The sequence below is a fragment of the Streptomyces sp. NBC_01723 genome (assembly GCF_036246005.1).
Taxonomy (GTDB): Bacteria; Actinomycetota; Actinomycetes; order Streptomycetales; family Streptomycetaceae; genus Streptomyces.
Map to the genome: position 1 here is coordinate 1,405,844 of NZ_CP109171.1, position 20,420 is coordinate 1,426,263.

20 protein-coding genes are annotated in these 20,420 nt (G+C 71.7%); 2 read left to right on the forward strand and 18 right to left on the reverse strand.

Annotation, left to right across the window (positions count from 1 at the left end):
- Positions 1 to 27 precede the first annotated feature (27 nt).
- Positions 28 to 615: a bifunctional pyr operon transcriptional regulator/uracil phosphoribosyltransferase PyrR gene (gene pyrR, locus OIE75_RS06670; protein WP_307010522.1), complete on the reverse strand. Its 588-nt coding sequence runs from the start codon at positions 613 to 615 to the stop codon at positions 28 to 30.
- Positions 616 to 914: 299 nt separating this feature from the next.
- Here pyrR and bldD point away from each other — a divergent pair, with 299 nt between their 5' ends.
- Complete coding sequence (bldD, locus tag OIE75_RS06675) at positions 915 to 1,418, forward strand: transcriptional regulator BldD (protein WP_003977337.1); 504 nt, start codon at positions 915 to 917, stop codon at positions 1,416 to 1,418.
- Positions 1,419 to 1,644: 226 nt separating this feature from the next.
- Here bldD and nusB read toward each other — a convergent pair whose 3' ends face one another.
- The 14 genes from nusB to OIE75_RS06745 all read right to left on the reverse strand — a co-directional run bounded on the left by nusB (position 1,645) and on the right by OIE75_RS06745 (position 15,010).
- The gene (gene nusB, locus OIE75_RS06680; protein ID WP_307010524.1) at positions 1,645 to 2,073 is read right to left on the reverse strand and encodes a transcription antitermination factor NusB; all 429 of its coding nucleotides are present in this window, start codon (positions 2,071 to 2,073) and stop codon (positions 1,645 to 1,647) included.
- Between the two features lie 2 nt (positions 2,074 to 2,075).
- Positions 2,076 to 2,642 (reverse strand): elongation factor P, encoded by a 567-nt coding sequence (gene efp, locus OIE75_RS06685; RefSeq protein ID WP_055415926.1) that lies wholly within the window; start codon positions 2,640 to 2,642, stop codon positions 2,076 to 2,078.
- Between the two features lie 64 nt (positions 2,643 to 2,706).
- Positions 2,707 to 3,813, reverse strand: a complete 1,107-nt coding sequence (locus tag OIE75_RS06690; protein ID WP_307010527.1) for an aminopeptidase P family protein — start codon at positions 3,811 to 3,813, stop codon at positions 2,707 to 2,709.
- Positions 3,814 to 3,963: 150 nt separating this feature from the next.
- A complete protein-coding gene (locus OIE75_RS06695; protein ID WP_307010529.1) occupies positions 3,964 to 4,860 on the reverse strand; it encodes a Pro-rich N-terminal domain-containing protein in 897 nt (298 codons plus the stop codon).
- 163 nt (positions 4,861 to 5,023) lie between these two features.
- Positions 5,024 to 6,115 carry a 3-dehydroquinate synthase gene (aroB, locus tag OIE75_RS06700; protein WP_307010531.1) on the reverse strand — a complete coding sequence of 364 codons (1,092 nt, stop codon included), beginning with the start codon at positions 6,113 to 6,115 and terminating at the stop codon, positions 5,024 to 5,026.
- Positions 6,112 to 6,630, reverse strand: coding sequence for a shikimate kinase (locus OIE75_RS06705; RefSeq protein ID WP_161327852.1), 519 nt, complete (start codon positions 6,628 to 6,630; stop codon positions 6,112 to 6,114). The genes aroB and OIE75_RS06705 overlap by 4 nt, the downstream gene beginning before the upstream one ends.
- Positions 6,627 to 7,811, reverse strand: coding sequence for a chorismate synthase (aroC, locus tag OIE75_RS06710; protein ID WP_329469958.1), 1,185 nt, complete (start codon positions 7,809 to 7,811; stop codon positions 6,627 to 6,629). The genes OIE75_RS06705 and aroC overlap by 4 nt, the downstream gene beginning before the upstream one ends.
- Before the next feature lie 159 nt (positions 7,812 to 7,970).
- Positions 7,971 to 8,294 (reverse strand): hypothetical protein, encoded by a 324-nt coding sequence (locus tag OIE75_RS06715; RefSeq protein ID WP_307010534.1) that lies wholly within the window; start codon positions 8,292 to 8,294, stop codon positions 7,971 to 7,973.
- Positions 8,295 to 8,342: 48 nt separating this feature from the next.
- Positions 8,343 to 9,182, reverse strand: a complete 840-nt coding sequence (locus OIE75_RS06720; RefSeq protein WP_329469959.1) for a shikimate dehydrogenase — start codon at positions 9,180 to 9,182, stop codon at positions 8,343 to 8,345.
- Positions 9,163 to 10,896: an endolytic transglycosylase MltG gene (gene mltG, locus OIE75_RS06725; protein WP_329469960.1), complete on the reverse strand. Its 1,734-nt coding sequence runs from the start codon at positions 10,894 to 10,896 to the stop codon at positions 9,163 to 9,165. Before mltG ends, OIE75_RS06720 begins: the two co-directional genes overlap by 20 nt.
- 128 nt (positions 10,897 to 11,024) lie before the next feature.
- The gene (ruvX, locus tag OIE75_RS06730) at positions 11,025 to 11,489 is read right to left on the reverse strand and encodes a Holliday junction resolvase RuvX (protein WP_307017783.1); all 465 of its coding nucleotides are present in this window, start codon (positions 11,487 to 11,489) and stop codon (positions 11,025 to 11,027) included.
- 47 nt (positions 11,490 to 11,536) lie between these two features.
- Positions 11,537 to 14,209, reverse strand: a complete 2,673-nt coding sequence (gene alaS, locus OIE75_RS06735) for an alanine--tRNA ligase (RefSeq protein WP_329469961.1) — start codon at positions 14,207 to 14,209, stop codon at positions 11,537 to 11,539.
- Entirely contained in the window at positions 14,209 to 14,553 is a 345-nt protein-coding gene (locus OIE75_RS06740) for a hypothetical protein (RefSeq protein WP_125490935.1), read from the reverse strand. Before OIE75_RS06740 ends, alaS begins: the two co-directional genes overlap by 1 nt.
- Before the next feature lie 7 nt (positions 14,554 to 14,560).
- Entirely contained in the window at positions 14,561 to 15,010 is a 450-nt protein-coding gene (locus OIE75_RS06745; protein WP_125490934.1) for a DUF948 domain-containing protein, read from the reverse strand.
- A 164-nt stretch (positions 15,011 to 15,174) separates the two neighbouring features.
- Between OIE75_RS06745 and OIE75_RS06750 the strand changes: the two genes are divergently transcribed.
- Complete coding sequence (locus OIE75_RS06750) at positions 15,175 to 17,361, forward strand: ATP-binding protein (RefSeq protein ID WP_329469965.1); 2,187 nt, start codon at positions 15,175 to 15,177, stop codon at positions 17,359 to 17,361.
- A 33-nt stretch (positions 17,362 to 17,394) separates the two neighbouring features.
- On the opposite strand, the gene rpsD is transcribed toward OIE75_RS06750, so the two are convergent.
- The 3 genes from rpsD to OIE75_RS06765 all read right to left on the reverse strand — a co-directional run bounded on the left by rpsD (position 17,395) and on the right by OIE75_RS06765 (position 20,367).
- The gene (gene rpsD / locus OIE75_RS06755; protein WP_031035730.1) at positions 17,395 to 18,009 is read right to left on the reverse strand and encodes a 30S ribosomal protein S4; all 615 of its coding nucleotides are present in this window, start codon (positions 18,007 to 18,009) and stop codon (positions 17,395 to 17,397) included.
- 295 nt (positions 18,010 to 18,304) lie between these two features.
- The gene (locus OIE75_RS06760) at positions 18,305 to 19,660 is read right to left on the reverse strand and encodes a replication-associated recombination protein A (protein WP_329469966.1); all 1,356 of its coding nucleotides are present in this window, start codon (positions 19,658 to 19,660) and stop codon (positions 18,305 to 18,307) included.
- A gap of 44 nt (positions 19,661 to 19,704) precedes the next feature.
- Positions 19,705 to 20,367, reverse strand: a complete 663-nt coding sequence (locus tag OIE75_RS06765; RefSeq protein ID WP_329469967.1) for a vitamin K epoxide reductase family protein — start codon at positions 20,365 to 20,367, stop codon at positions 19,705 to 19,707.
- Between the last annotated feature and the right edge of the window lie 53 nt (positions 20,368 to 20,420).

Genomic DNA, 20,420 nt, shown 5'->3' on the forward strand with positions numbered 1-20,420 from the left:
GGCACGGCTGGGTGCGTACGCGCAGTGCTAGGGGTGGGCGCCCGGGGCGGCCGGCTTGGCACCGAGCAGCACGGTGTCGCGACCGTCCTCCTCGGCGAGCTGGACCTTGACCGTCTCCCGCAGCGACGTCGGGAGGTTCTTGCCGACGTAGTCGGCGCGGATGGGCAGCTCGCGGTGGCCCCGGTCGACGAGGACCGCGAGCTGCACCGCGCGCGGGCGGCCGATGTCGTTGAGCGCGTCGAGGGCGGCCCGGATGGTGCGGCCGGAGAAGAGCACGTCGTCGACGAGGACGACCAGGCGGCCGTCGATGCCGTCACCGGGGATCTCGGTGCGGGCCAGGGCGCGCGGCGGGTGCATGCGCAGGTCGTCGCGGTACATGGTGATGTCGAGCGAACCGACCGGCATCTTGCGTTCGGTGATCTGCTCCAGCTTGTCGGCGAGCCGCCGGGCGAGGAAGACGCCCCGGGTCGGGATGCCGAGGAGCACCACGTCGTCGGCGCCCTTGGCGCGCTCGACGATCTCGTGGGCGATGCGGGTCAGGACCCGTGCGATGTCAGGCCCCTCCAGGACGGGCCGTGCGTCCTGCTGTGCTTCCTGCGTGTCCTGCTTGTCCATGTGAAACGGACCCCCTTCTCCGCCTCACGGGACGGACCTTAAAGGACGTCGGATATGCGCCACCTACGGTAGCAGGCACACATGCCCGCACCGGCGGCGCCCCCGACACCCCCATGTCACTCTTCTGCCGCATCCGTGTCACCCGCTCGGAGCAATGAATGGCGGATACCACGGAAGAGTCGGTGCGGCCCATTCGGCTTGACGCAGGAGAGTAACGCTGCGTAACCTCACAGTGAGTTACCAGCCGCGCGAGCCGGCAGACAGAGCCTGCCGCGTCGACACCTTGTCCGGGGAGCCATATGTCCAGCGAATACGCCAAACAGCTCGGGGCCAAGCTCCGGGCCATCCGCACCCAGCAGGGCCTTTCCCTCCACGGTGTCGAGGAGAAGTCCCAGGGCCGCTGGAAGGCCGTCGTGGTCGGTTCGTACGAGCGCGGCGACCGTGCCGTGACCGTGCAGCGCCTCGCCGAGTTGGCGGACTTCTACGGCGTTCCCGTGCAGGAGCTGCTGCCGGGCACCACCCCGGGCGGTGCCGCCGAGCCGCCGCCGAAGCTGGTCCTGGACCTGGAGCGGCTGGCCACGGTGCCGGCCGAGAAGGCGGGCCCCCTCCAGCGGTACGCGGCCACGATCCAGTCGCAGCGCGGTGACTACAACGGCAAGGTGCTCTCGATCCGCCAGGACGACCTGCGCACACTCGCCGTCATCTACGACCAGTCGCCCTCGGTTCTGACCGAGCAGCTGATCAGCTGGGGCGTCCTGGACGCGGACGCGCGCCGCGCGGTGGCGTCCCACGACGAACTCTGAGCCCCACACCCCTCAGCAGAAACGTGCCGCCGGGGTGGCCGGAACCCATTGGTTCCGGCCACCCCGGCGGTTTTTGTCACATGGTTGCGCTCGACGTCCTCAGGGGCGCGGGGGGCGTGCCGACCTTGCGGCTACCGCCGCGTGGGCGCGACCAGCCACGGACGACCCGCAGCCGCTCCCCCACCACGCCCCCACGGTGACCGCGTCCCCCGCGACACCTGCGGAGCTACTCGCGGCGCAGCGAGGGCTTCAGGTCCTTCAGCCGGCCGAGCAGGCCGTTCACGAACGCGGGCGAGTCGTCCGTGGAGAACTCCTTCGCCAGCTGCACCATCTCGTCCAGGACGACCGCGTCCGGAGTCGCGTCGACCCAGACCAGTTCGTACGCGCCCAGGCGCAGGATGTTGCGGTCGACGACGGGCATCCGGTCGAGCGTCCAGCCGACCGCGTACTGCGCGATCAGCTCGTCGATGCGCTCGGCGTGGGCGGCGTAGCCCTCGACCAGCTCCATCGTGTACTCGCTCACCGGCGGCTGCCGGGTGTCGGACCGGGAGTGCCGGACCCAGTCGGCGAGCACCGTCAGGACGTCGGCGCCGCGCTGATCGCCCTCGAAGAGGATCTGGAAGGCGCGCTTGCGGGCCGTGTTGCGAGCAGCCACGGTTAGCTGTTCACCCGGCCGAGGTAGTCGCTGGAACGGGTGTCGACCTTGATCTTCTCACCGGTGGTGATGAAGAGCGGGACGTTGATCTGGTGACCGGTCTCCAGGATGGCGGGCTTGGTGCCGCCGGTGGAGCGGTCGCCCTGGACGCCCGGCTCGGTCTCCTGGATGGTCAGCTCGACGGCGGCGGGCAGCTCGACGAAGAGCACCTCGCCCTCGTGCTGCGCGACGGTGGCGGTGAAGCCCTCCACCAGGAAGTTGGCGGCGTCGCCGACGGCCTTGCGGTCGACGTGCAGCTGGTCGTAGGTCTCCATGTCCATGAAGACGAAGTAGTCGCCGTCCATGTACGAGAACTGCATGTCACGCTTGTCGACAGTGGCCGTCTCGACCTTGACGCCGGCGTTGAAGGTCTTGTCGACGACCTTGCCGGAAAGCACGTTCTTGAGCTTGGTGCGCACGAAGGCCGGGCCCTTGCCGGGCTTGACGTGCTGGAACTCGACGACGGACCAGAGCTGGCCGCCTTCGAGCTTGAGCACCATGCCGTTCTTGAGGTCGTTCGTGGAAGCCACGGTTGCGGAATCTCCTGGACTGGACTGACGTGGACGACCCCGGAGCGTACGCACAAGCGCGAGGCTAGAGCGCGAGCAGCTCCTTGGTCGTGATGGTGAGTAGCTCGGGTCCGCCGTCCGCCTCGGGGCGCACGACGAGCGTGTCATCGATCCGGACCCCGCCCCGGCCCGGGAGGTGGACCCCCGGTTCGACGGTGACCGGCACACAAGCGTCCAGTTTACCCATGGCCGCAGGAGCCAACTGCGGGTCCTCGTCGATTTCGAGTCCGACGCCGTGACCGGTGAGCGCCGGGAGGTGCTCACCGTACCCCGCCGAGTCCAGCGCCTGGCGGGCGGCACGGTCCACGTCACGGCAGGCGGCACCGGGTGAGAGCGCCTCCCGTCCGGCCCGCTGGGCGGAGAAGACGAGGTCGTACAGCTCGATCTGCCAGTCGGCCGGCGAGGTGCCGATGACGAACGTACGCCCGATCTCGCAGCGGTAGCCGCGGTAGGTCGCGCCCAGGCAGACCGAGAGGAAGTCACCCTCCTCCACGCGCCGGTCGGTGGGGCGGTGGCCGCGGCGCCCCGAGTTCGGGCCGGTGCCCACGGAGGTGGGGAAGGCGGGGCCGTCGGCGCCGTGGTCGACCAGGCGGCGCTCCAGCTCCAGGGCGAGATGCCGTTCGGTGCGCCCGACCAGGATGGACTCCAGGAGTTCACCGAGGGCCTGGTCGGCGATCTCGGCGCCGATGCGCAGGCAGGAGATCTCCTCCTCGTCCTTGACCACCCGGAGCTGCTCGACCGCCTGGCCCAGGTCGGTCAGGCGCAGCCCGGGTGCGACGGAGCGCATGGCGCGGTGCCGGACGACGGTGAGGTGGTGGTCCTCGGTGGCGAGGGACTCGGCGCCCTGGGTCGCGGCGAAGCCGGTCGCCGCGACGGCGGCGTCGCCGCCGGGTCCCGGCAGCGCCCGCACTTGAAGCGACTCGTCGGGCCTGGCCTGGGCCGGCCGGTCGTCCAGCGGTCCGGAGCAGACCAGCACGTCCTCGGTCTTGCCGAGGAGCAGCACGGCGCCGTGCGGGGCGGCGCCCGCGAGATAGCGCACGTTGGCGGGCCGGGAGACGAGCGCCGCCGCGCTGCCGCCCGCGTTGCAGCGTTCCCGTAGGCGCGTCCGGCGGGCCGCGTACACCTCTGACATGCCCCGAGCGTATGGGCTCCGCTGCGGGGGCGCCGCCTGGGAGAGGCCGAGTGGGGATGCGGGGGTGTGCCTTCGGGGGTGGGGGCGGTGTCGTGTGGCGGGTGCGGTCCGGTGGGGCTTCTCGCGCAGTTCCCCCTCCGCTTCGGGGCGCTACCAGCTGGGCGGGCTCGCTATCGAGCGGGACAGGACCTCGTTCAGGAGCTGGGCGGTCTCCGGGACGTCCAGCTGGGAGTTGTCGATGATGGGGAGGCCCGAGCCGTACCAGCCGGCCATGCGGCCGTGGATGCGGGCGACCTCCTCGTCGGTGAGGCGCCTGTTGCCGCGGCGTTCGGCGTTGCGTTCCAGGACGACGTCCAGGCCCGGCAGCAGGACGACCGGGAGCAGGCCGGGCCCGACGTGCCGCTTCCAGCCGCCGAGGCCGACGACCGGGCGGTCCGGGAAGACCGCGTCGTCGAGGATGCAGGAGATGCCGTTGGCGAGGAAGTTGCGCGCGGAGAAGCCGCAGGTGCGGCGGGCGAGGCGGTACTGCGCCTCCGAGTGCTCGTTCCACCCGGCTTGGGGGTCGGCGAAGCCGGAGCGGACCCATTCGCGGACGTCGTCGAGGCTGATGTGCGCGGTGGGGACCCGGCGGTGGTCCGCCCAGTACTTGGCGACGCTGGTCTTGCCGGCTCCGGCGGGACCGATGAGCAGTACCGCCAGGGTGGTCGTGGTGGAGTCGGGTGCGGCGGCCGTCGCGGGGGGCACGCTGGGCACGGCGACGGGGCCGCCGGGCGGCAGCCGTACGTGGCCGGTGGTGTCCGGCACGGGCGGGGCGGGGGCCGGCTGGTGCGCACCCGGTGCCGGGCCGGGTGCCGGTTGCGGCGCCGCCGTCCGCGGCGGGGCCGCGGGGTCGGGGGCCCGCATCGGGTACTCCGGCGCCTGAGGCGGGGGCACGGGGGCGGGCCCCTGGTGCGGACCCGGGTGGTGTGCGGCCGGGGACCAGCCGGCGGCCGGTCCGTGCCCCGGCTGGTGGGGCGGCGGCAGCGGCGAACCCACGGGGTGCTGCATCCGGTGCCACTCCGTCTCGTACAGGTGATGAGCGCTGACAGCGGGACGGGGGCCCCGCGTGCTACCGAACGGTACCGCCCCCGGCCGTCCTTTGGTGAACGGCTGGGGGCGGCACCAAGTGCCCGTCGCGGGAGGCGAATCGGACGGATGGTGCACCGGGGTACTACTCGCCCACCTCGCCGTAGGCGGCGAGCAGGACGGCCGGGTCGGGACCCTCCAGCACGGTGGGCTTGGCGAGTCCGTCCAGGACGATGAAGCGGAGCAGGTCGCCGCGCGACTTCTTGTCGACCCTCATGTTCTCGACGAGCTTGGGCCACTGGTCGTGGCGGTAGTGCAGCGGCAGGCCGACCGCTTCGAGGATGGTGCGGTGCCGGTCGGCGGTGGCGTCGTCCAGGCGGCCCGCGAGGCGCCCCAGTTCGGCGGCGAAGTGCATGCCGACCGCGACGGCGGCGCCGTGCCGCCACTTGTAGCGCTCGTTCTTCTCGATGGCGTGGCCGAGGGTGTGGCCGTAGTTGAGGATCTCCCGGAGGCCGGCCTCCTTCAGGTCGGAGGAGACGACCTCGGCCTTGACCTTGATGGACCGCACGATCAGCTCGGCGGTGTGCGGTCCGGCCGGGGTCCGCGCGGCCTGCGGGTCGGACTCGATCAGGTCCAGGATCACCGGGTCGGCGATGAAGCCGGCCTTGATGACCTCGGCCAGCCCGGAGACGTAGTCGTTGACCGGCAGCGAGTCCAGGGCGGCCAGGTCGCACAGGACACCGGCCGGCGGGTGGAAGGAGCCGACGAGGTTCTTGCCCTCGGCGGTGTTGATGCCGGTCTTGCCGCCGACGGCCGCGTCCACCATGGCCAGCACGGTGGTGGGGACGGCGATCCAGCGCACCCCGCGCAGCCAGGTCGCGGCCACGAACCCGGCGAGGTCGGTGCTGGCGCCGCCGCCGACACCGATGATGACGTCGGTGCGGGTGAACCCGGACTGGCCGAGCGCCTTCCAGCAGTAGGCGGCGACCTCCGCGGTCTTGGCCTCCTCGGCGTTGGGCACCTGGATGGCGACCGCCTCGTAGCCCTGCTCGGCGAGGTCGGCGCGCAGGGCGTCACCGGTCTCGGCGAGCGCCTCGGGGTGGATCACCGCGACCCGCTTGGCGCGGTCGCCGATCAGGCCGCCCAGCTCGCCGAGGAGCTGACGGCCCACCAGGACCTCGTAGGGCTCGGACCCGGCGGTGCCGTCGATCCGGATCCGGGTGACTGCCTCGCTCATGCTTCCTTCAACTCCAGTGCGTCCAGCGCGGCTTGGGTGACTTCCTCGGGCGTGCGGCCGTCGGTGGCCACGACCACCGTGGCCGCCTCCTCGTACAGGTGCCGACGGGCCTCCATCAGTTCGCGCCACTGCTTGCGCGGGTTGACCGCCAGCAGTGGACGCGCGGCGTTCAGGCCGGTCCGTTTGACGGCCTCGTCAACGGCCATGGAGAGGTAGACGACCCGCTGCCCGGCGAGCAGGGCACGCGTGTCCGCGTCCAGGATCGCGCCGCCGCCGAGGGCGAGCACGCCGTCGTGCCCGGTGAGCGCCGTACGCACGGCGTTCTTCTCCAGTTCCCGGAAGACGGGCTCGCCCTCGTCCACGAAGATCTCGGCGATGCTGCGCCCCTGGGCGGAGACGATGTCCTCGTCGGTGTCCCGGTAGCCCACGCCGAGCCGCTCGGCCAGCAGTTGTCCGACGGTGGACTTGCCCACGCCCATCGGTCCGACGAGGACGACCAGCGGGGCCCCGCTCATCGGATGGCCAGGGCGTCGAGGTACGAGGTCACGTTGCGGCGGGTCTCGACGACCGAGTCGCCGCCGAACTTCTCCGCGACGGCGTCCGCGAGCACGAGGGCCACCATGGCCTCGGCGACGATTCCGGCGGCCGGCACGGCGGACACGTCGGAGCGCTGGTGGTGCGCCTGCGTGGCCTCGCCGGTGGTCACGTCCACGGTCTTCAGGGCGCGCGGCACGGTCGCGATCGGCTTCATCGCGGCGCGCACCCGCAGCAGCTCACCGGTGGTGAGGCCGCCCTCGGTGCCGCCGGAGCGGCCGGAGACGCGACGAAGACCCTCGGGCGTGTTCACGATCTCGTCGTGGGCCTGGGAACCGGGCACGCGGGCCAGCTCGAAGCCGTCGCCGATCTCGACGCCCTTGATCGCCTGGATGCCCATGAGCGCGCCCGCGAGCCGGGCGTCGAGCTTGCGGTCCCAGTGGACGTGGGAGCCGAGGCCCACCGGCACGCCGTAGGCGAGGATCTCGACGACGCCGCCGAGGGTGTCGCCGTCCTTGTGGGCCTGGTCGATCTCGGCGACCATCGCCTTCGAGGCGTCCGCGTCCAGGCAGCGCACCGGGTCGGCGTCCAGCTTCTCGACGTCGGCCGGCGTCGGGTACACGCCGTGGGGGGCCTTCGCCGCGGCCAGCTCGACGACGTGGCTGACGATCTCGACGCCGGTCGTCTCCTTGAGGTACGACCGCGCCACGGCGCCGAGCGCCACGCGGGCGGCCGTCTCCCGCGCGGAGGCACGCTCCAGGATCGGGCGGGCCTCGTCGAAGCCGTACTTCTGCATGCCCGCGAGGTCGGCGTGGCCGGGGCGGGGCCGGGTCAGCGGGGCGTTGCGCGCCAGGCCGGCCAGCACCTCCGGGTCGACCGGGTCGGCCGCCATGACCTGCTCCCACTTGGGCCACTCGGTGTTGCCCACCATCACGGCGACCGGGGAACCCATCGTCAGGCCGTGCCGGACGCCGCCGAGGAAGGTGACCTCGTCGCGCTCGAACTTCATCCGGGCACCGCGTCCATAGCCGAGCCGACGCCTCGCCAGATGGTCCGCCACCATGTCCGTGGTGATCGGCACGCCGGCGGGCAGTCCCTCCAGCGTCGCCACGAGTGCGGGACCGTGGGACTCCCCCGCGGTCAGCCAGCGCAACCTGCTCAACGGTGCTCCTCAGTGCTCGCGCCCCGGTATGCCTGCGTACGCGCCTTCTCCGCGTACGGCGACGGCTCGACCGGGTGCGCGGCCCCGGTCCGCCACCTTCGATCCTCCCACGTCCGGCGGTCCGGACCGCCCGCCGGTCCATGGACCGGACGGGGCCGGTCAGGCGGGCCCGTCCCCCTGCCCCCGCGCCGGGGCGTAGGAGCCGAGGAAGTCGGCGCCGCTCTCCCGCCGCTGCGGCGGAGCGTACGGCCCCAGGTAGTCGGCGCCGCTGCCCTGGGCGTACGGTGCCGGCGCGGTGACGGGGTGCCCGGGGCTCGGCGCGCGGCGGCGGTCGATCCTGCGCTTGAGCTTGATCACCCAGCTCGCGACGACGGCGAGCACGATCAGCGCGAGCACCGTGATCTGCACCCAGTCGGGCAGGAAGCCCAGTACGGCTTCGAAGATCTGGGTCTTGACGGAGGCCAGCGGCACACCGGTGTCCATGGGTCGTTCTTCCCCTCCCGTTCCGCCCCCTGCGGAACCGGACGGATCCTAACGGTCCGCGAGCGCGCGTTCTCCCGCTTTTCGCATGGCGGCGAGGGGGGCGGGCGCGCGGCCCGTCATCCGCTCCACCTGGAGGACCGCCTGGTGGACGAGCAGGTCGAGGCCGCTGACGACGGCGCCGCCGGACAGTGACCAGCGGGCGGCCAGCGCGGTGGGCCAGGGGTCGTAGAGCACGTCGAAGAGGGTGGCGGGCATCTCCGGGACCGCCGCGGCGAGGGCGTCGGTGGTGCCGGCCGGGGTGGTGGCCACGACCAGCGGGGCGTGCAGCGCCTCCTCGGCGTCCGCCCAGTCCGCGACGCGCACACCGATGTCGAGGCGTTCCGCCCAGCCGCGCATCTCGGCGGCGCGCGCCGCGCTGCGGACGTAGACGGTGATCTCGCCGGTGCAGATCCGGGCCAGGGCGGCGAGCGCGGAGGACGCGGTGGCGCCTGCGCCCAGGACCGCCGCGGTCTCGACCTTCTCGATGCCGTGCTCGCGCAGGGCGGCGACCATGCCGGGGATGTCGGTGTTGTCGCCGGTCCTGCGGCCGTCGTCGGTGAGGACGACGGTGTTGACCGCGTCCACGGAGGCCGCCGTCTCGCTGATGCCGTCGAGCAGCGGGATCACCGCCCGCTTGAGCGGCATCGTCAGCGACAGCCCCGCCCACTCGGGCCCCAGCTCTTCGAGGAAGCCGGGCAGCGTCGCCTCGTCGACGTCGAAGCTCTCGTACGTCCAGTCCGCCAGCCCCAGCTCCGCGTAGGCGGTGCGGTGCAGTACCGGCGAGAGTGAGTGGGCGATCGGGGAGCCGAGAACGGCGGCCCGGCGACGGTCAGTTGCCGGAGCTGGCATCGAACTTTTCCTTCAGCTTCAAGAACTCGTCGTGCGTCTTGGCGAACTCGGTCTTGGCCACGCCGTCCGTGGCCACGAAGTAGATCCAGCCGTCGGTCGTGGGGTTCAGGGCGGCTTGCAGGGCTTCTTCGCCGGGGTTGCCGATGGGTCCGGGCGGCAGGCCCTTGTTGGTGTAGGTGTTGTACGGGTCCGTGTTGCTGTTGATCTCGGACTCGCTGATGTTGATGTTGCTCTGGCCCTTGAGATAGTTGAAGGACGAGTCGAACTGGAGCTTCTGGTTCGTCTCGGTGTTGGTGGGCTTGAGCCGGTTGTAGATGACCTCGGACATCTTGCGGAAGTCGTCGTGGGTCTTGCCCTCCGCCTGCAAGAGGCTCGCGACCGTGAGCAGTTCCCACGGACCCTTGAGGCCCAGGCCCTCCGCCTTCTCCTCCAGGCCGATCCGCTGGTACTGCTCGCTGGCCCGGGACACCATCTGCTTCAGCACGTCCTCGGGCTTCTGGCCCTTGGCCGCCGAGTAGCTGGACGGGTAGAGGAAGCCCTCCAGGGGGTCCTTGACGTTCTTGTGGTTCAGCGCCCAGTCGGGCAGGCCCAGGCTGTCCGACTCGGTCTTGGCGACCTTGGCGGTGGTGCCTTCCTTCACTCCGAGGCGCTTGTCGATCAGCTTGTAGACGTCGACGTTGCGCCTGCCCTCGGCGATGATCAGGTTGCTGCGGCTGCCGGGGCTGAGCAGGAGTTCGACCGCGCTCTCGGCGGACATCTCCTTCTGCAGCGTGTACACGCCGTCCTGGATGCTCTTGCCGCGGGGGTTGCTCTGCTGGGCGGCGATGAAGGCGTCGACGCTCTTCACCACGCCCTGCCGCTTCAGCTCCTGGCCGATCGTGGAGCCGCCCGCGCCCTTGGGGATGGTGACGGTGACTTCCTCGCCGTTGCCGTCGCCCGCGAAGTTCGGGGCGGCGCCGAAACGGTCCTGGTAGAACTGGTAGCCGAAATAGCCGACGCCCGCGACACCGCCGCCCAGCACCAGGCAGACCACCAGGCAGGCACATCCGCTGCGACGTTTCTTCGGCTTGCCGCCACGCCCCCTGCGGTCGTCGCGGCCGTCGTCCGCCGGGTCGTCGTCGCTGTCGGCGTCCCGGCCGGCGAAGAACGCGTGTTCGCCCTCGTCGGGTCCGGGGTCCCAGTCGGTGCGCTGCGGCTCGGGCTCGGTGCGCCGGCGGCCGGGCGGCTCAGGCGGGGGATACGCCTCCGGCGTGCCGTAGAAGTCGGGCTGTTCGGCCGGGTAGCCGGCGGGCTGCCGGCCGTAGGGGTCCGACGGGTCGCCCGGGTACTGCGCGTGGGGATGCGCGCCGGTGTCCCAGTTGCCGTTGTCGTATCCCTGCTGGGGGTGCGCCTGGGGCGCGTACTGCTGGCAGTACTGCTGCTGGTCATACTGCCGCTGGTCGTACTGCGGCTGACCGTACTGGTCGTACTGCGGCTCGGGGTGCTGCCGCCCGTACTCGTCGTACTGGGGCTGGTTGCCGTACGCGGACTGGCCGCCGTCGCTCCAGTCGGCGTACTGCTGCTGGGCGTGCTGCTGCTCCGGATACTGTGGCTGGCCGCCGTAGGGGGACTGCCCGCCCGCGTGGGCCTGCTGTCCTCCCCATCCGCCGTCCCCGTACAACGGGTCCTCCGGATGCCACGGTTCGGAGCCTGGGCCCCGGCCATAGTCAGTCATCGATCCCCTAGAGCCGCGAGGGGACGGGGGGCGGGGCCTGTGAACGAGGGCCTGCTTCCGTTCCGCCTCTTGCTGTGCGGTGGCTGTTCGAATGCCTCCGCATCGCGCGGAACGTTACCGTATCGCGATCAGATGACCACTTCGACGCCCTCGCCGGGTGGTCTGCCTGACACCCGTTCGGATTCCAGCGCCTGCTGGAGGATGATCACAGCGGCGGCCTGGTCGATGACGGAGCGGCCCTTCTTGGACTTCACGCCCGAGGCGCGCAGCCCCTGGGTGGCGGTCACCGTGGTCATGCGCTCGTCGACGAGCCTGACCGGCACCGGCGCGATGCCCCGGGCCAGCTCCTGCGCGAAGCGCCGCACCTTGGCCGCGGCCGGGCCCTCGCCCCCCTTGAGGGAGCGCGGGAGACCGACGACGACCTCGATCGGGTCGTACTCCTCCACCAGCAGCCTGAGCCTGCGGTGCGCGGCGGGCACGTCGCGTCCGGGGACGGTCTCCACCGGTGTGGCGAGGATCCCGTCGGGGTCGCAGGAGGCGACCCCGATCCGGGCGTCCCCGACGTCGACGGCCAGGCGGCGGCCGCGGCGCATGGCCGGGCCCTCCGCCTGGTCCCCCACCTGAGGGTGCTCCGGACCGTTCACTTGGCGGTGTCCGCCACGAGGCGCTCCACGGCGTCCACGGCGTCGCCGATGGCGGCCGGATTCTGGCCGCCGCCCTGGGCGACGTCCGGCTTGCCGCCACCGCCGCCGCCGAGGGTCTTGGCGGCGGTGCGCACCAGGTCGCCCGCCTTGAGGCCGCGCTCGCGGGCGGCGTCGTTGGTGGCGATGACGGTCAGCGGCTTGCCGTTGACCGTCGTGAACAGGGCCACGACCGCGGCCCGGCCGCCCTGGATGCGGCCGCGCACGTCGAGGACCAGCTTGCGCAGGTCGTCGGCGGTGGTGCCGTCCGGGACCTGCCCGGTCACCAGGGCCACGCCGCGCACGTCCTTGGCGGACTCGGCGAGTCCGGCGGCGGCCTGGAGGACCTTCTCCGCGCGGAACTTCTCGATCTCCTTCTCGGCGTCCTTGAGCTTGCCGAGCATCGCGGAGACCTTCTCCGGCAGTTCCTCCGGGCGGCCCTTGATCAGCTCCTGGAGCTGGGCGACGACCGTGTGCTCACGGGCGAGGAAGTTGTAGGCGTCCACGCCGACCAGGGCCTCGATGCGGCGCACGCCCGAGCCGATGGACGACTCGCCGAGCAGCTTGACCAGGCCGAGCTGGGCGGTGTTGTGCACGTGAGTGCCGCCGCACAGCTCCTTGGAGAAGTCGCCGATGGTGACGACCCGCACCCGCTCGCCGTACTTCTCGCCGAACTCGGCGATGGCGCCCTGCTTCTTGGCCTCGTCGATGCCCATGACCTCGGCCTGCACGTCGAGATCGCGCGCGAGTACCTCGTTGATCTTCTGCTCGACGTCGGTCATCACGGCCGTCGGCACGGCGGAGGGCGAGCCGAAGTCGAAGCGGAAGCGGCCGGGCTGGTTCTCGGAACCGGCCTGGGCGGCCGTCGGGCCGAGGGCGTCGCGCAGGGCCTGGTGCGTGAGGTGGGTGGCCGAGTGGGCGCGGGCGATGGCGTGGCGGCGCCGGTCGTCGATGGAGGCGTGGGCCTTGGCACCGACGGTGACCTCGCCGACCTGGACGACGCCCTTGTGGACGTACACGCCGGGGACCGGCTTCTGGCAGTCCCGGACCTCGATCACGGCGCCGGTGTCGACCCGGATCCGGCCGGTGTCGCCGATCTGGCCGCCGCCCTCGGCGTAGAACGGGGTGCGGTCCAGCACGACCTCGACCTCGTCGCCCTCGGTGGCGGCCGGGGAGGAGGCGCCGTCGACGAGGATGCCGACGATGGTGGACTCGCTCTCGGTGTGGCTGTAGCCGACGAAGTCGGTGGCACCGGCCTGGTCGGCGATCGCGCGGTAGGCGCCGGCGCCGGCGTGCCCGGTCTTCTTGGCCTGGGCGTCGGCCTTGGCGCGCTCCCGCTGCTCCTTCATCAGGCGGCGGAAGCCGTCCTCGTCCACGGACAGGCCCTGCTCGGCGGCCATCTCCAGGGTGAGGTCGATCGGGAAGCCCCAGGTGTCGTGGAGCAGGAAGGCCTTGTCGCCGGCGAGCACCGTGCCGCCGCCGGCCTTGGTGTCGCTGACGGCGGTGTCGAGGATGTTGGTGCCGGCCTTCAGCGTCTTGAGGAAGGCGTTCTCCTCGGCGAGCGCGACCTTCTCGATCCGCTCCCGGTCGGTGATCAGCTCGGGGTACTGCTGCCCCATCATGCCGATCACGACGTCGATCAGGTCCTTGACGACCGGGCCGGTGGCGCCGAGCAGCCGCATGTTGCGGATGGCGCGGCGCATGATGCGGCGCAGCACGTAGCCGCGGCCCTCGTTGCCGGGGGTGACGCCGTCACCGATGAGCATCACGGAGGTGCGCATGTGGTCGGTGACCACGCGCAGGGAGACGTCCGAGTCGTGGGCGTCGCCGTAGGCCACGCCGGTCAGTTCGGTGGCCTTGTCGATGACCGCCATGGAGGTGTCGATCTCGTACATGTTCTGCACGCCCTGCAGAATCATGGCGAGGCGCTCCAGGCCGAGGCCCGTGTCGATGTTCTTGCTCGGCAGCTCGCCGAGGATCTCGAACTCCTCCTTGCCGATCCCCTCGCCCCGCTCGTACTGCATGAAGACGAGGTTCCAGATCTCCACGTACCGCTCGTCGTTGACGGCGGGGCCGCCCTCGACGCCGAACGCGGGGCCGCGGTCGTAGTTGATCTCGGAGCAGGGGCCGCAGGGGCCGGGGACGCCCATGGACCAGTAGTTGTCCTTCTTGCCGAGGCGCTGGATGCGCTCGGTGGGCACGCCCACGACGTCGTGCCAGATGCGCTCGGCCTCGTCGTCGTCCTTGTAGACGGTGATCCACAGGCGCTCGGGGTCGAGGCCGTAACCGCCCTTGTCCTGGGGGCTGGTGAGCAGCTCCCAGGCGTACTTGATGGCGCCTTCCTTGAAGTAGTCGCCGAAGGAGAAATTGCCGCACATCTGGAAGAACGTGCCGTGGCGCGTGGTCTTGCCGACCTCTTCGATGTCGGGCGTGCGCACGCACTTCTGCACGCTCGTGGCGCGGTCGAAGGGCGGCTTGACCTCACCCAGGAAGTAAGGCTTGAACGGCACCATGCCGGCCGGGACCAGCAGCAGAGTCGGGTCGTCCGCGATGAGCGACGCCGAAGGGACCACGGTGTGACCGCGCTCCTCGAAGAAGCTCAACCAGCGGCGGCGAATCTCGGCCGACTCCATCAGTGGTCCTCATTCCGGTTGTACGAGTACGTCGTCCTGTCGACGTACGTCGGGTTGTTCTCGATGGCGTTGCGGCGCCGGGGTGCGGGGAGTTCGCGGTCGACGGGGGCGTTCAGCCCGAGCGCGTCGTCCAGTTCGGCCTCCCGCTGGGCCATGTTGTCGCGGACGTCGAGGGCGAAGCCGACCGCGCGGTCCTTGAGCCGGGTGCCCGCGTCTAGCGCCTTGTTGGCCGCGGTCGCGGCGAGGCTGTCGGGGGTCAGCTGCTTGAGCTTCCGGTTGACCTTGGTGGTGGCCCAGACACCGGCGGCCATGCCGGTGCCGAACCAGAAGGTACGGCGGAACATCGCTGGATCAGTCCTTCTTCCGCTTCGTCCGCCGCGCGGCCGGAATCGTACGGCCCACGATCACGGTGCGCCGTTCCCTGGCCGGCCCGGCGGGCAGGTCGTCCTTGCGACCGCCGAGTGCCCGGCGCACGCCGTATCCGAACGCCGCGACCTTGACCAGCGGGCCGCCGAAGGTGGAGGCCACGGTGGTGGACAGGGCGGAGGCGTTCGACGTGACCTCCTGGACGTCGGAGGCGATCGCGTCGACCCGGTCGATCTGGGTCTGCGCGGAGCGCACCGCCGACGAGGCGTCGGACAGCAGCGGGACGGCCTGGTCGGTCACGTCCGCCACCAGCTTGGTGGTCGCCCTGAGCGTCTGGGCCAGCCTCGCCAGCGCGACGGCGAGGAAGGAGACCAGGATCGCCCAGAAGACCGCCACCAGGATCCCGGCCACCTCGCCACCGGACACTGTGTGCACCCGCTCCCTGAAAGACGTGCCTGAACATCGGGAAAGTCGTGCACCGAGCCTATCGCGCCGCACGCGGCGCTCCGTACCGGATTCCGTCGGCGCGCGGCGCGATCCGGTCGAGTTGCGTGAAGCGATTGTACGGAGTGAATACGGTTCAGTACGCTCCGTGTCTTATGCGAGACCATCGGCGCGACGGCGTCCCGCCCGGCAACCTCCCGCTGGAACTCGACAGTTTCGTGGGGAGAGGGAGGGAGCTCGCACAGCTGGGCCGGGCGCTGGACGCCGGGCGGCTGGTGACCGTCACCGGCGCCGGCGGCGCCGGCAAGTCACGGCTCGCCGCGCGGGCGGGCGCCGGGCGCGCACCCCGGGACGGGGTGTGGCGGGTGGAGCTGGCACCGGTGCGGGACGCGGAGTTCGTCGACTACGCGGTCGTGGAGGCGCTGGGCCTGACCGACCACACGACCCGGCTGCCGCGCGAGACCCTGTTCACCTACCTCGGCGAGCGGGACCTGCTGCTGCTCCTGGACGGGGTCGAGCACCTGGTCGACGCCTGTGCCGGGCTGGTGACCGACCTGCTGGGCCGCGCGCCGGGGCTGCGGGTGCTGGCGGTGGGACGCCGGCCGCTGGGCGTGGCCGGGGAGCTGCTGGTTCCGCTGGCGCCGCTGGGCCCTGAGGAGGCGCTGGAACTGCTGACGGTCCGGGCCAGGCAGCGGAACGTGCCGCGCCGGCCGGAGGGTGGTGACCACGGGGACGGGGGCGAGATGCGCGAGCTGTGCCGGCGTCTGGACGGGATCCCGCTGGCGATCGAACTGGCGGCGGGGCGGCTCGGCGCGCTGTCGCCGCGGCAGGTGCTGCAACGGCTCGACGACCGCTTCCGGCTGCTGACCGGCGGCGACCGCAGCGCGCTCCCCCGGCACCGGACGCTGCGCACGGCGATCGGCTGGAGCCACGAGCTGTGCACGCCTCAGGAGCGCCTGCTGTGGGCCCGGCTGTCGGTGTTCACCGGGCCGTTCGACCTGGAGGCCGCCGAGTACGTGTGCAGCGGCGACGGGCTGCCCGCCGGGGACGTCCTCGACGTGCTCTCGGCACTGCTCGCGCAGTCCGTGCTGGCCCGCGAGGAGACCCCGGCGGGGGTGCGCTACCGGATGCTCGACACGGTCCGGGCGTACGGCGCCGACTGGCTGGAGGCGATGGGCGACGCGGCCCGGCTGCGGCGGCGGCACCGGGACTGGTACGTGGGTCTGGCGACATGGTGCGAGCTGGAGTGGTTCTCACCGCGCCAGGGCGAGGTCGCCGCGCGGGTGGACGCGGAGCTGCCGAACCTGCGCAGCGCCCTGGAGCACTGCCTGACCGAGCCGGACGGGGCGCACCTGGGCCAGTATCTGGCCGGTGCCCTGTGGTTCCACTGGGTGGGCTGCGGGCGGCTGTCGGAGGGCCGGCGCTGGCTGGAGCAGGCGGTGCGGCTCGACGCGGAGCCCACGGCGGGCGAGCAGTCCCGGCTGAAGGCGTTGTGGGTGCTTGCCTACGTGGCGATCCTCCAGGGCGACACGGTGCCCGCGCTGGCGGCGCTCCAGGAGTGCCGCGAGGAGGCGGAGCGGTCGGCGAACCCCACGGCGGTGGCGTACGCGGAGCACCGCGCCGGCTGTCTGGCGCTGGTGACGGACGACATGCCGCGCGCGGAGCGGCTGTTGCGCTCGGCGCTGGAGCGCTACCAGGAGATCGGCGAACTCAACAGCAACGTCCTGATGGGCCAGGTGGAGCTGGCGATGACCCGGGCGTTCCAGGGCGATCTGCCGGACGCGGTGCGCCTGTGCGAGGACGTGCGCCGGGTCTGCGAGGACCACGGCGAGCGCTGGGCCCGGGGCTACGCCCTGTACGTGCTGGCGTACGCGGCCTGGAGCGAGGGCGACCCGATGCGCGCCCGTGAGCTGCTGGCGGACTGCCTGAGCGGCGCCCATGGTTTCCGGGACCAGCTGGGCTCGGTGCTGGCGGTGGAGCTGCTGGCGCTGGTCACGGTGGCGGAGGGCGACCCGGCGGAGGCCGCGGTGCTCCAGGGCGCCGCGGGCCGGATGTGGCCTTCGGTGGGGCTGCGGCTGTTCGGCTCGGCGCACTACAACGCGCCGCACGAGCTGTGCGAGGCGGCCGCCCGGGAGCAGTTGGGCGACGAGCGGTACGAGGAGTGCGTGGGGCACGGGGCGCTGCTCGGCCGCCCGGAGGCGGTGTCGCGGGCGCTGCGCAGGCCCGGGGTGCGGGCCTCGCTGCCGGCGCCGCGCGGGACGGGGCGGCGGGCCGCGCCGGGCGCGCGGACGGCGAAGCCCGCCGCCCCGCCCACCCGTAGGGGTGGGGAGACGGCGGGCTGAGGTACCGCTGGTGGTACTGCGCCGGGGCTGGGATCAGCGGGCGTAGTACTCGACGACGAGCTGCTCGTCGCAGATCACCGGGATCTCCTTGCGGTTCGGCTCGCGGTCCAGGCGGAACGCCAGGGCCTTGAGGTTCACCTGGAGGTAGCGCGGGGTCTCGCCGTCGGGGGCGAAGCCACCCTCGCGGGCGATGGTGAAGAGCGTCTTCTCCTTGGAGCGGTCGCGCACCTGCACGACGTCGTCCGGGCGGACGCGGAAGGACGGCTTGTCGACCTTCTGGCCGTTGACCTGGATGTGGCCGTGGACGACCATCTGGCGGGCCTGGTAGATCGTGCGGGCGATGCCCGAACGCAGGACCAGCGCGTCGAGACGGCGCTCGAGCTCGATGACCAGGGCCTCGCCGGTCTTCATGTTGGTCTTGGAGGCACGCTCGTAGGCGCGGACGAGCTGGCGCTCGCTGAGGTCGTACTGCGCGCGCAGACGCTGCTTCTCCAGCAGACGGACCTTGTAGTCCGAGTTCTGCTTGCGGCCGCGGCCGTGCTCACCCGGCGGGTAGGGGCGGGCCTCGAAGTACTTGACGGCCTTCGGGGTCAGCGCGATGCCGAGGGCACGCGACTTCTTGACCTTGGGGCGGGGCTGGTTCGCCACTGTCTGTGTCTCTTTCCTGGTTTCCGGCTTGTCAGGGTTGAGGGAGGTCGCAATCCGCAGCCGGGGAAACCCGTCCGGTCCCTCGCGGGACCTGTCGGGCAGCCGCTCCCTGGTCTGGGCACATACGTGCAGCACGCGAGTGGCCCACCGGCCGCTCCCGGGACTCCGGGTGGTGGTGGGCTGCCCGCGACACCTATCGACGGTGCGCGACGCTCCTGGAACCCCGAAGGGTTCCGGCTGGTTGTCCCGTTCTGACGGCACGGGACTCAGCGCTTCCGGTGATTCTACAGGCTGCTCAGGACCGCTTGCGACCGAGGTGTCCGCGGGTCCACTCCACGGCGTCCGCGTAGCGGGCCTCGGCGCCGTGCCGGGTGGGCTCGTAGTACGTCCGGTCCTTCAGCTCGTCCGGGGCGTACTGCTGGGCGGCGATGCCCTCCGGCAGGTCGTGCGGATACACGTACCCCTGCCCGTGGCCGAGTTTGCCCGCGCCCTTGTAGTGGCTGTCCCGCAGGTGCGCGGGGACCGGCCCGGCGTGCCCCTTGCGTACGTCGTCCAGGGCGGCGCCGATGGCGGTGGTCGCGGCGTTGGACTTGGGAGCGAGGGCGAGGGCGATGGTGGCGTGGCTCAGGGTGAGGGCGGCCTCCGGGAAGCCGATCATGGCGACGGCCTGGGCGGCGGCGACGGCGACCGGCAGTGCGTTCGGGTCGGCCAGGCCGATGTCCTCGCTGGCGGAGATCATCAGGCGCCGGGCGATGAAGCGGGGGTCCTCGCCGGCCTCGATCATCCGGGCCAGGTAGTGCAGCGCGGCGTCCACGTCGGAGCCGCGGATGGACTTGATCAGGGCGCTGGCGACGTCGTAGTGCTGGTCGCCGTCGCGGTCGTACTTCACCGCGGCCCGGTCGACCGTCTCCTCCAGGGTCGTCAGGGAGACCTCGGACTCGCCCTTGTCGAGCGCGGCCCCGGCAGCGGCCTCCAGGGCGGTCAGGGCCCGGCGGGCGTCGCCGCCCGCGATGCGCAGGAGGTGCTCCTCGGTGTCCTCGGGCAGCCCCACCGCCTCCTTGAGGCCGCGCTCGTCGGTCAGGGCGCGGCGGATCAGGCCCCGCACGTCGTCGTCGGTGAGGGGTTCCAGGGTGAGCAGCAGGGAGCGGGAGAGCAGCGGGGAGATCACCGAGAAGTACGGGTTCTCGGTGGTGGCGGCGATCAGGGTGACCCAGCGGTTCTCGACGGCCGGGAGCAGGGAGTCCTGCTGGGCCTTGCTGAAGCGGTGGATCTCGTCGAGGAAGAGGACGGTCTCCTTGCCGTACCCGCCGACCGCGCGGCGGGCGCCGTCGATGACCGCGCGGACCTCCTTGACGCCCGCGGTGATCGCGGACAGCTCCACGAAGCGCTTGTTGGTGGCCTTGGACACGACGTACGCCAGGGTGGTCTTGCCGGTGCCCGGCGGGCCCCAGAGGATGACGGAGGAGGGACCGGCGGGGCCGGAGCCGCCCTCGCCGACCAGGCGGCGCAAGGGGGATCCGGGCTTGAGCAGGTGCTGCTGGCCGACGACCTCGTCGAGGGTGCGCGGACGCATCCGCACGGCGAGGGGGCTGCCGGTCGGGTCCTTCTCCTGGCGTTCTTCGGCTGCGGCGGTGAACAGGTCGGGCTCCACGCTCTGAACCCTAAATCACGGCACTGACAACCCGGCGGGGCAGGTCAGCTGGTCCAGAAGTCCCACCAGCGCGTCAGGATCATCATGCCGATGATGCCGACGTGCAGCACCGGGAGGACCCAGGTGAACTCGCCGAAGAAGCCGCGCAGCCAGCTCGGCGCGGGCAGGAAGCCCTTGCGGACGTTGAAGGACGTCACGTACCAGAACATCAGGATCGTGGCGACCCAGGCGAGGCAGCACCACAGGCACAGCGCGTTGATCCGGTACAGGGACTGGAACTGCAGCCAGGTGCAGAAGCCCACGCCGAAGAGCGTGCCGGCGTTGAAGGTGAGCCAGTACCAGCGCGGGAAGCGGGCGCGGGCGAGCAGGCTCACGCCGACGGCGACGACGATGCCGTAGGTCACCAGGCCCAGCATCGGGTTGGGGAAGCCGAAGACGGCCGCCTGGTCGCTCTCCATGACGCTGCCGCAGGAGACGACGGGGTTGAGGCTGCACCCGGGGGTGAAGGTCGTCCCGGCGACCTTGGCCTCGAGCAGCTTGAACTTGTCGAGCGTGATGACCCACGCGGCGAGCAGTCCGGCCGCGCCGGTGATCACCAGCAGCAGCGCGAAGGCGCGGCTGCCGCCCTCGATGCGCGGTGTTCCGGATGCGGGTTCCGGCGCGGGCTCCGCCACGGTGGAGACGTCCTTCACTGTCGTCTTGCTCATCACGCCGATTCCGTCACTGGTGAGTCGGACCTGCTTCGGGCAGGGCCATTGTG

Excerpts from the sequence above, each read along its gene's own strand:
- pyrR (WP_307010522.1), bottom strand. The coding sequence starts at position 615 with ATGGACAAGCAGGACACGCAGGAAGCACAGCAGGACGCACGGCCCGTC.
- bldD (WP_003977337.1), top strand. The coding sequence starts at position 915 with ATGTCCAGCGAATACGCCAAACAGCTCGGGGCCAAGCTCCGGGCCATC.
- OIE75_RS06690 (WP_307010527.1), bottom strand. The coding sequence starts at position 3,813 with ATGTCAGAGGTGTACGCGGCCCGCCGGACGCGCCTACGGGAACGCTGC.
- OIE75_RS06695 (WP_307010529.1), bottom strand. The coding sequence starts at position 4,860 with ATGCAGCACCCCGTGGGTTCGCCGCTGCCGCCGCCCCACCAGCCGGGG.
- aroB (WP_307010531.1), bottom strand. The coding sequence starts at position 6,115 with ATGAGCGAGGCAGTCACCCGGATCCGGATCGACGGCACCGCCGGGTCC.
- OIE75_RS06705 (WP_161327852.1), bottom strand. The coding sequence starts at position 6,630 with ATGAGCGGGGCCCCGCTGGTCGTCCTCGTCGGACCGATGGGCGTGGGC.
- OIE75_RS06715 (WP_307010534.1), bottom strand. The coding sequence starts at position 8,294 with ATGGACACCGGTGTGCCGCTGGCCTCCGTCAAGACCCAGATCTTCGAA.
- OIE75_RS06720 (WP_329469959.1), bottom strand. The coding sequence starts at position 9,182 with ATGCCAGCTCCGGCAACTGACCGTCGCCGGGCCGCCGTTCTCGGCTCC.
- mltG (WP_329469960.1), bottom strand. The coding sequence starts at position 10,896 with ATGACTGACTATGGCCGGGGCCCAGGCTCCGAACCGTGGCATCCGGAG.
- ruvX (WP_307017783.1), bottom strand. The coding sequence starts at position 11,489 with ATGCGCCGCGGCCGCCGCCTGGCCGTCGACGTCGGGGACGCCCGGATC.
- alaS (WP_329469961.1), bottom strand. The coding sequence starts at position 14,209 with ATGGAGTCGGCCGAGATTCGCCGCCGCTGGTTGAGCTTCTTCGAGGAG.
- OIE75_RS06740 (WP_125490935.1), bottom strand. The coding sequence starts at position 14,553 with ATGTTCCGCCGTACCTTCTGGTTCGGCACCGGCATGGCCGCCGGTGTC.
- OIE75_RS06750 (WP_329469965.1), top strand. The coding sequence starts at position 15,175 with ATGCGAGACCATCGGCGCGACGGCGTCCCGCCCGGCAACCTCCCGCTG.
- OIE75_RS06765 (WP_329469967.1), bottom strand. The coding sequence starts at position 20,367 with ATGAGCAAGACGACAGTGAAGGACGTCTCCACCGTGGCGGAGCCCGCG.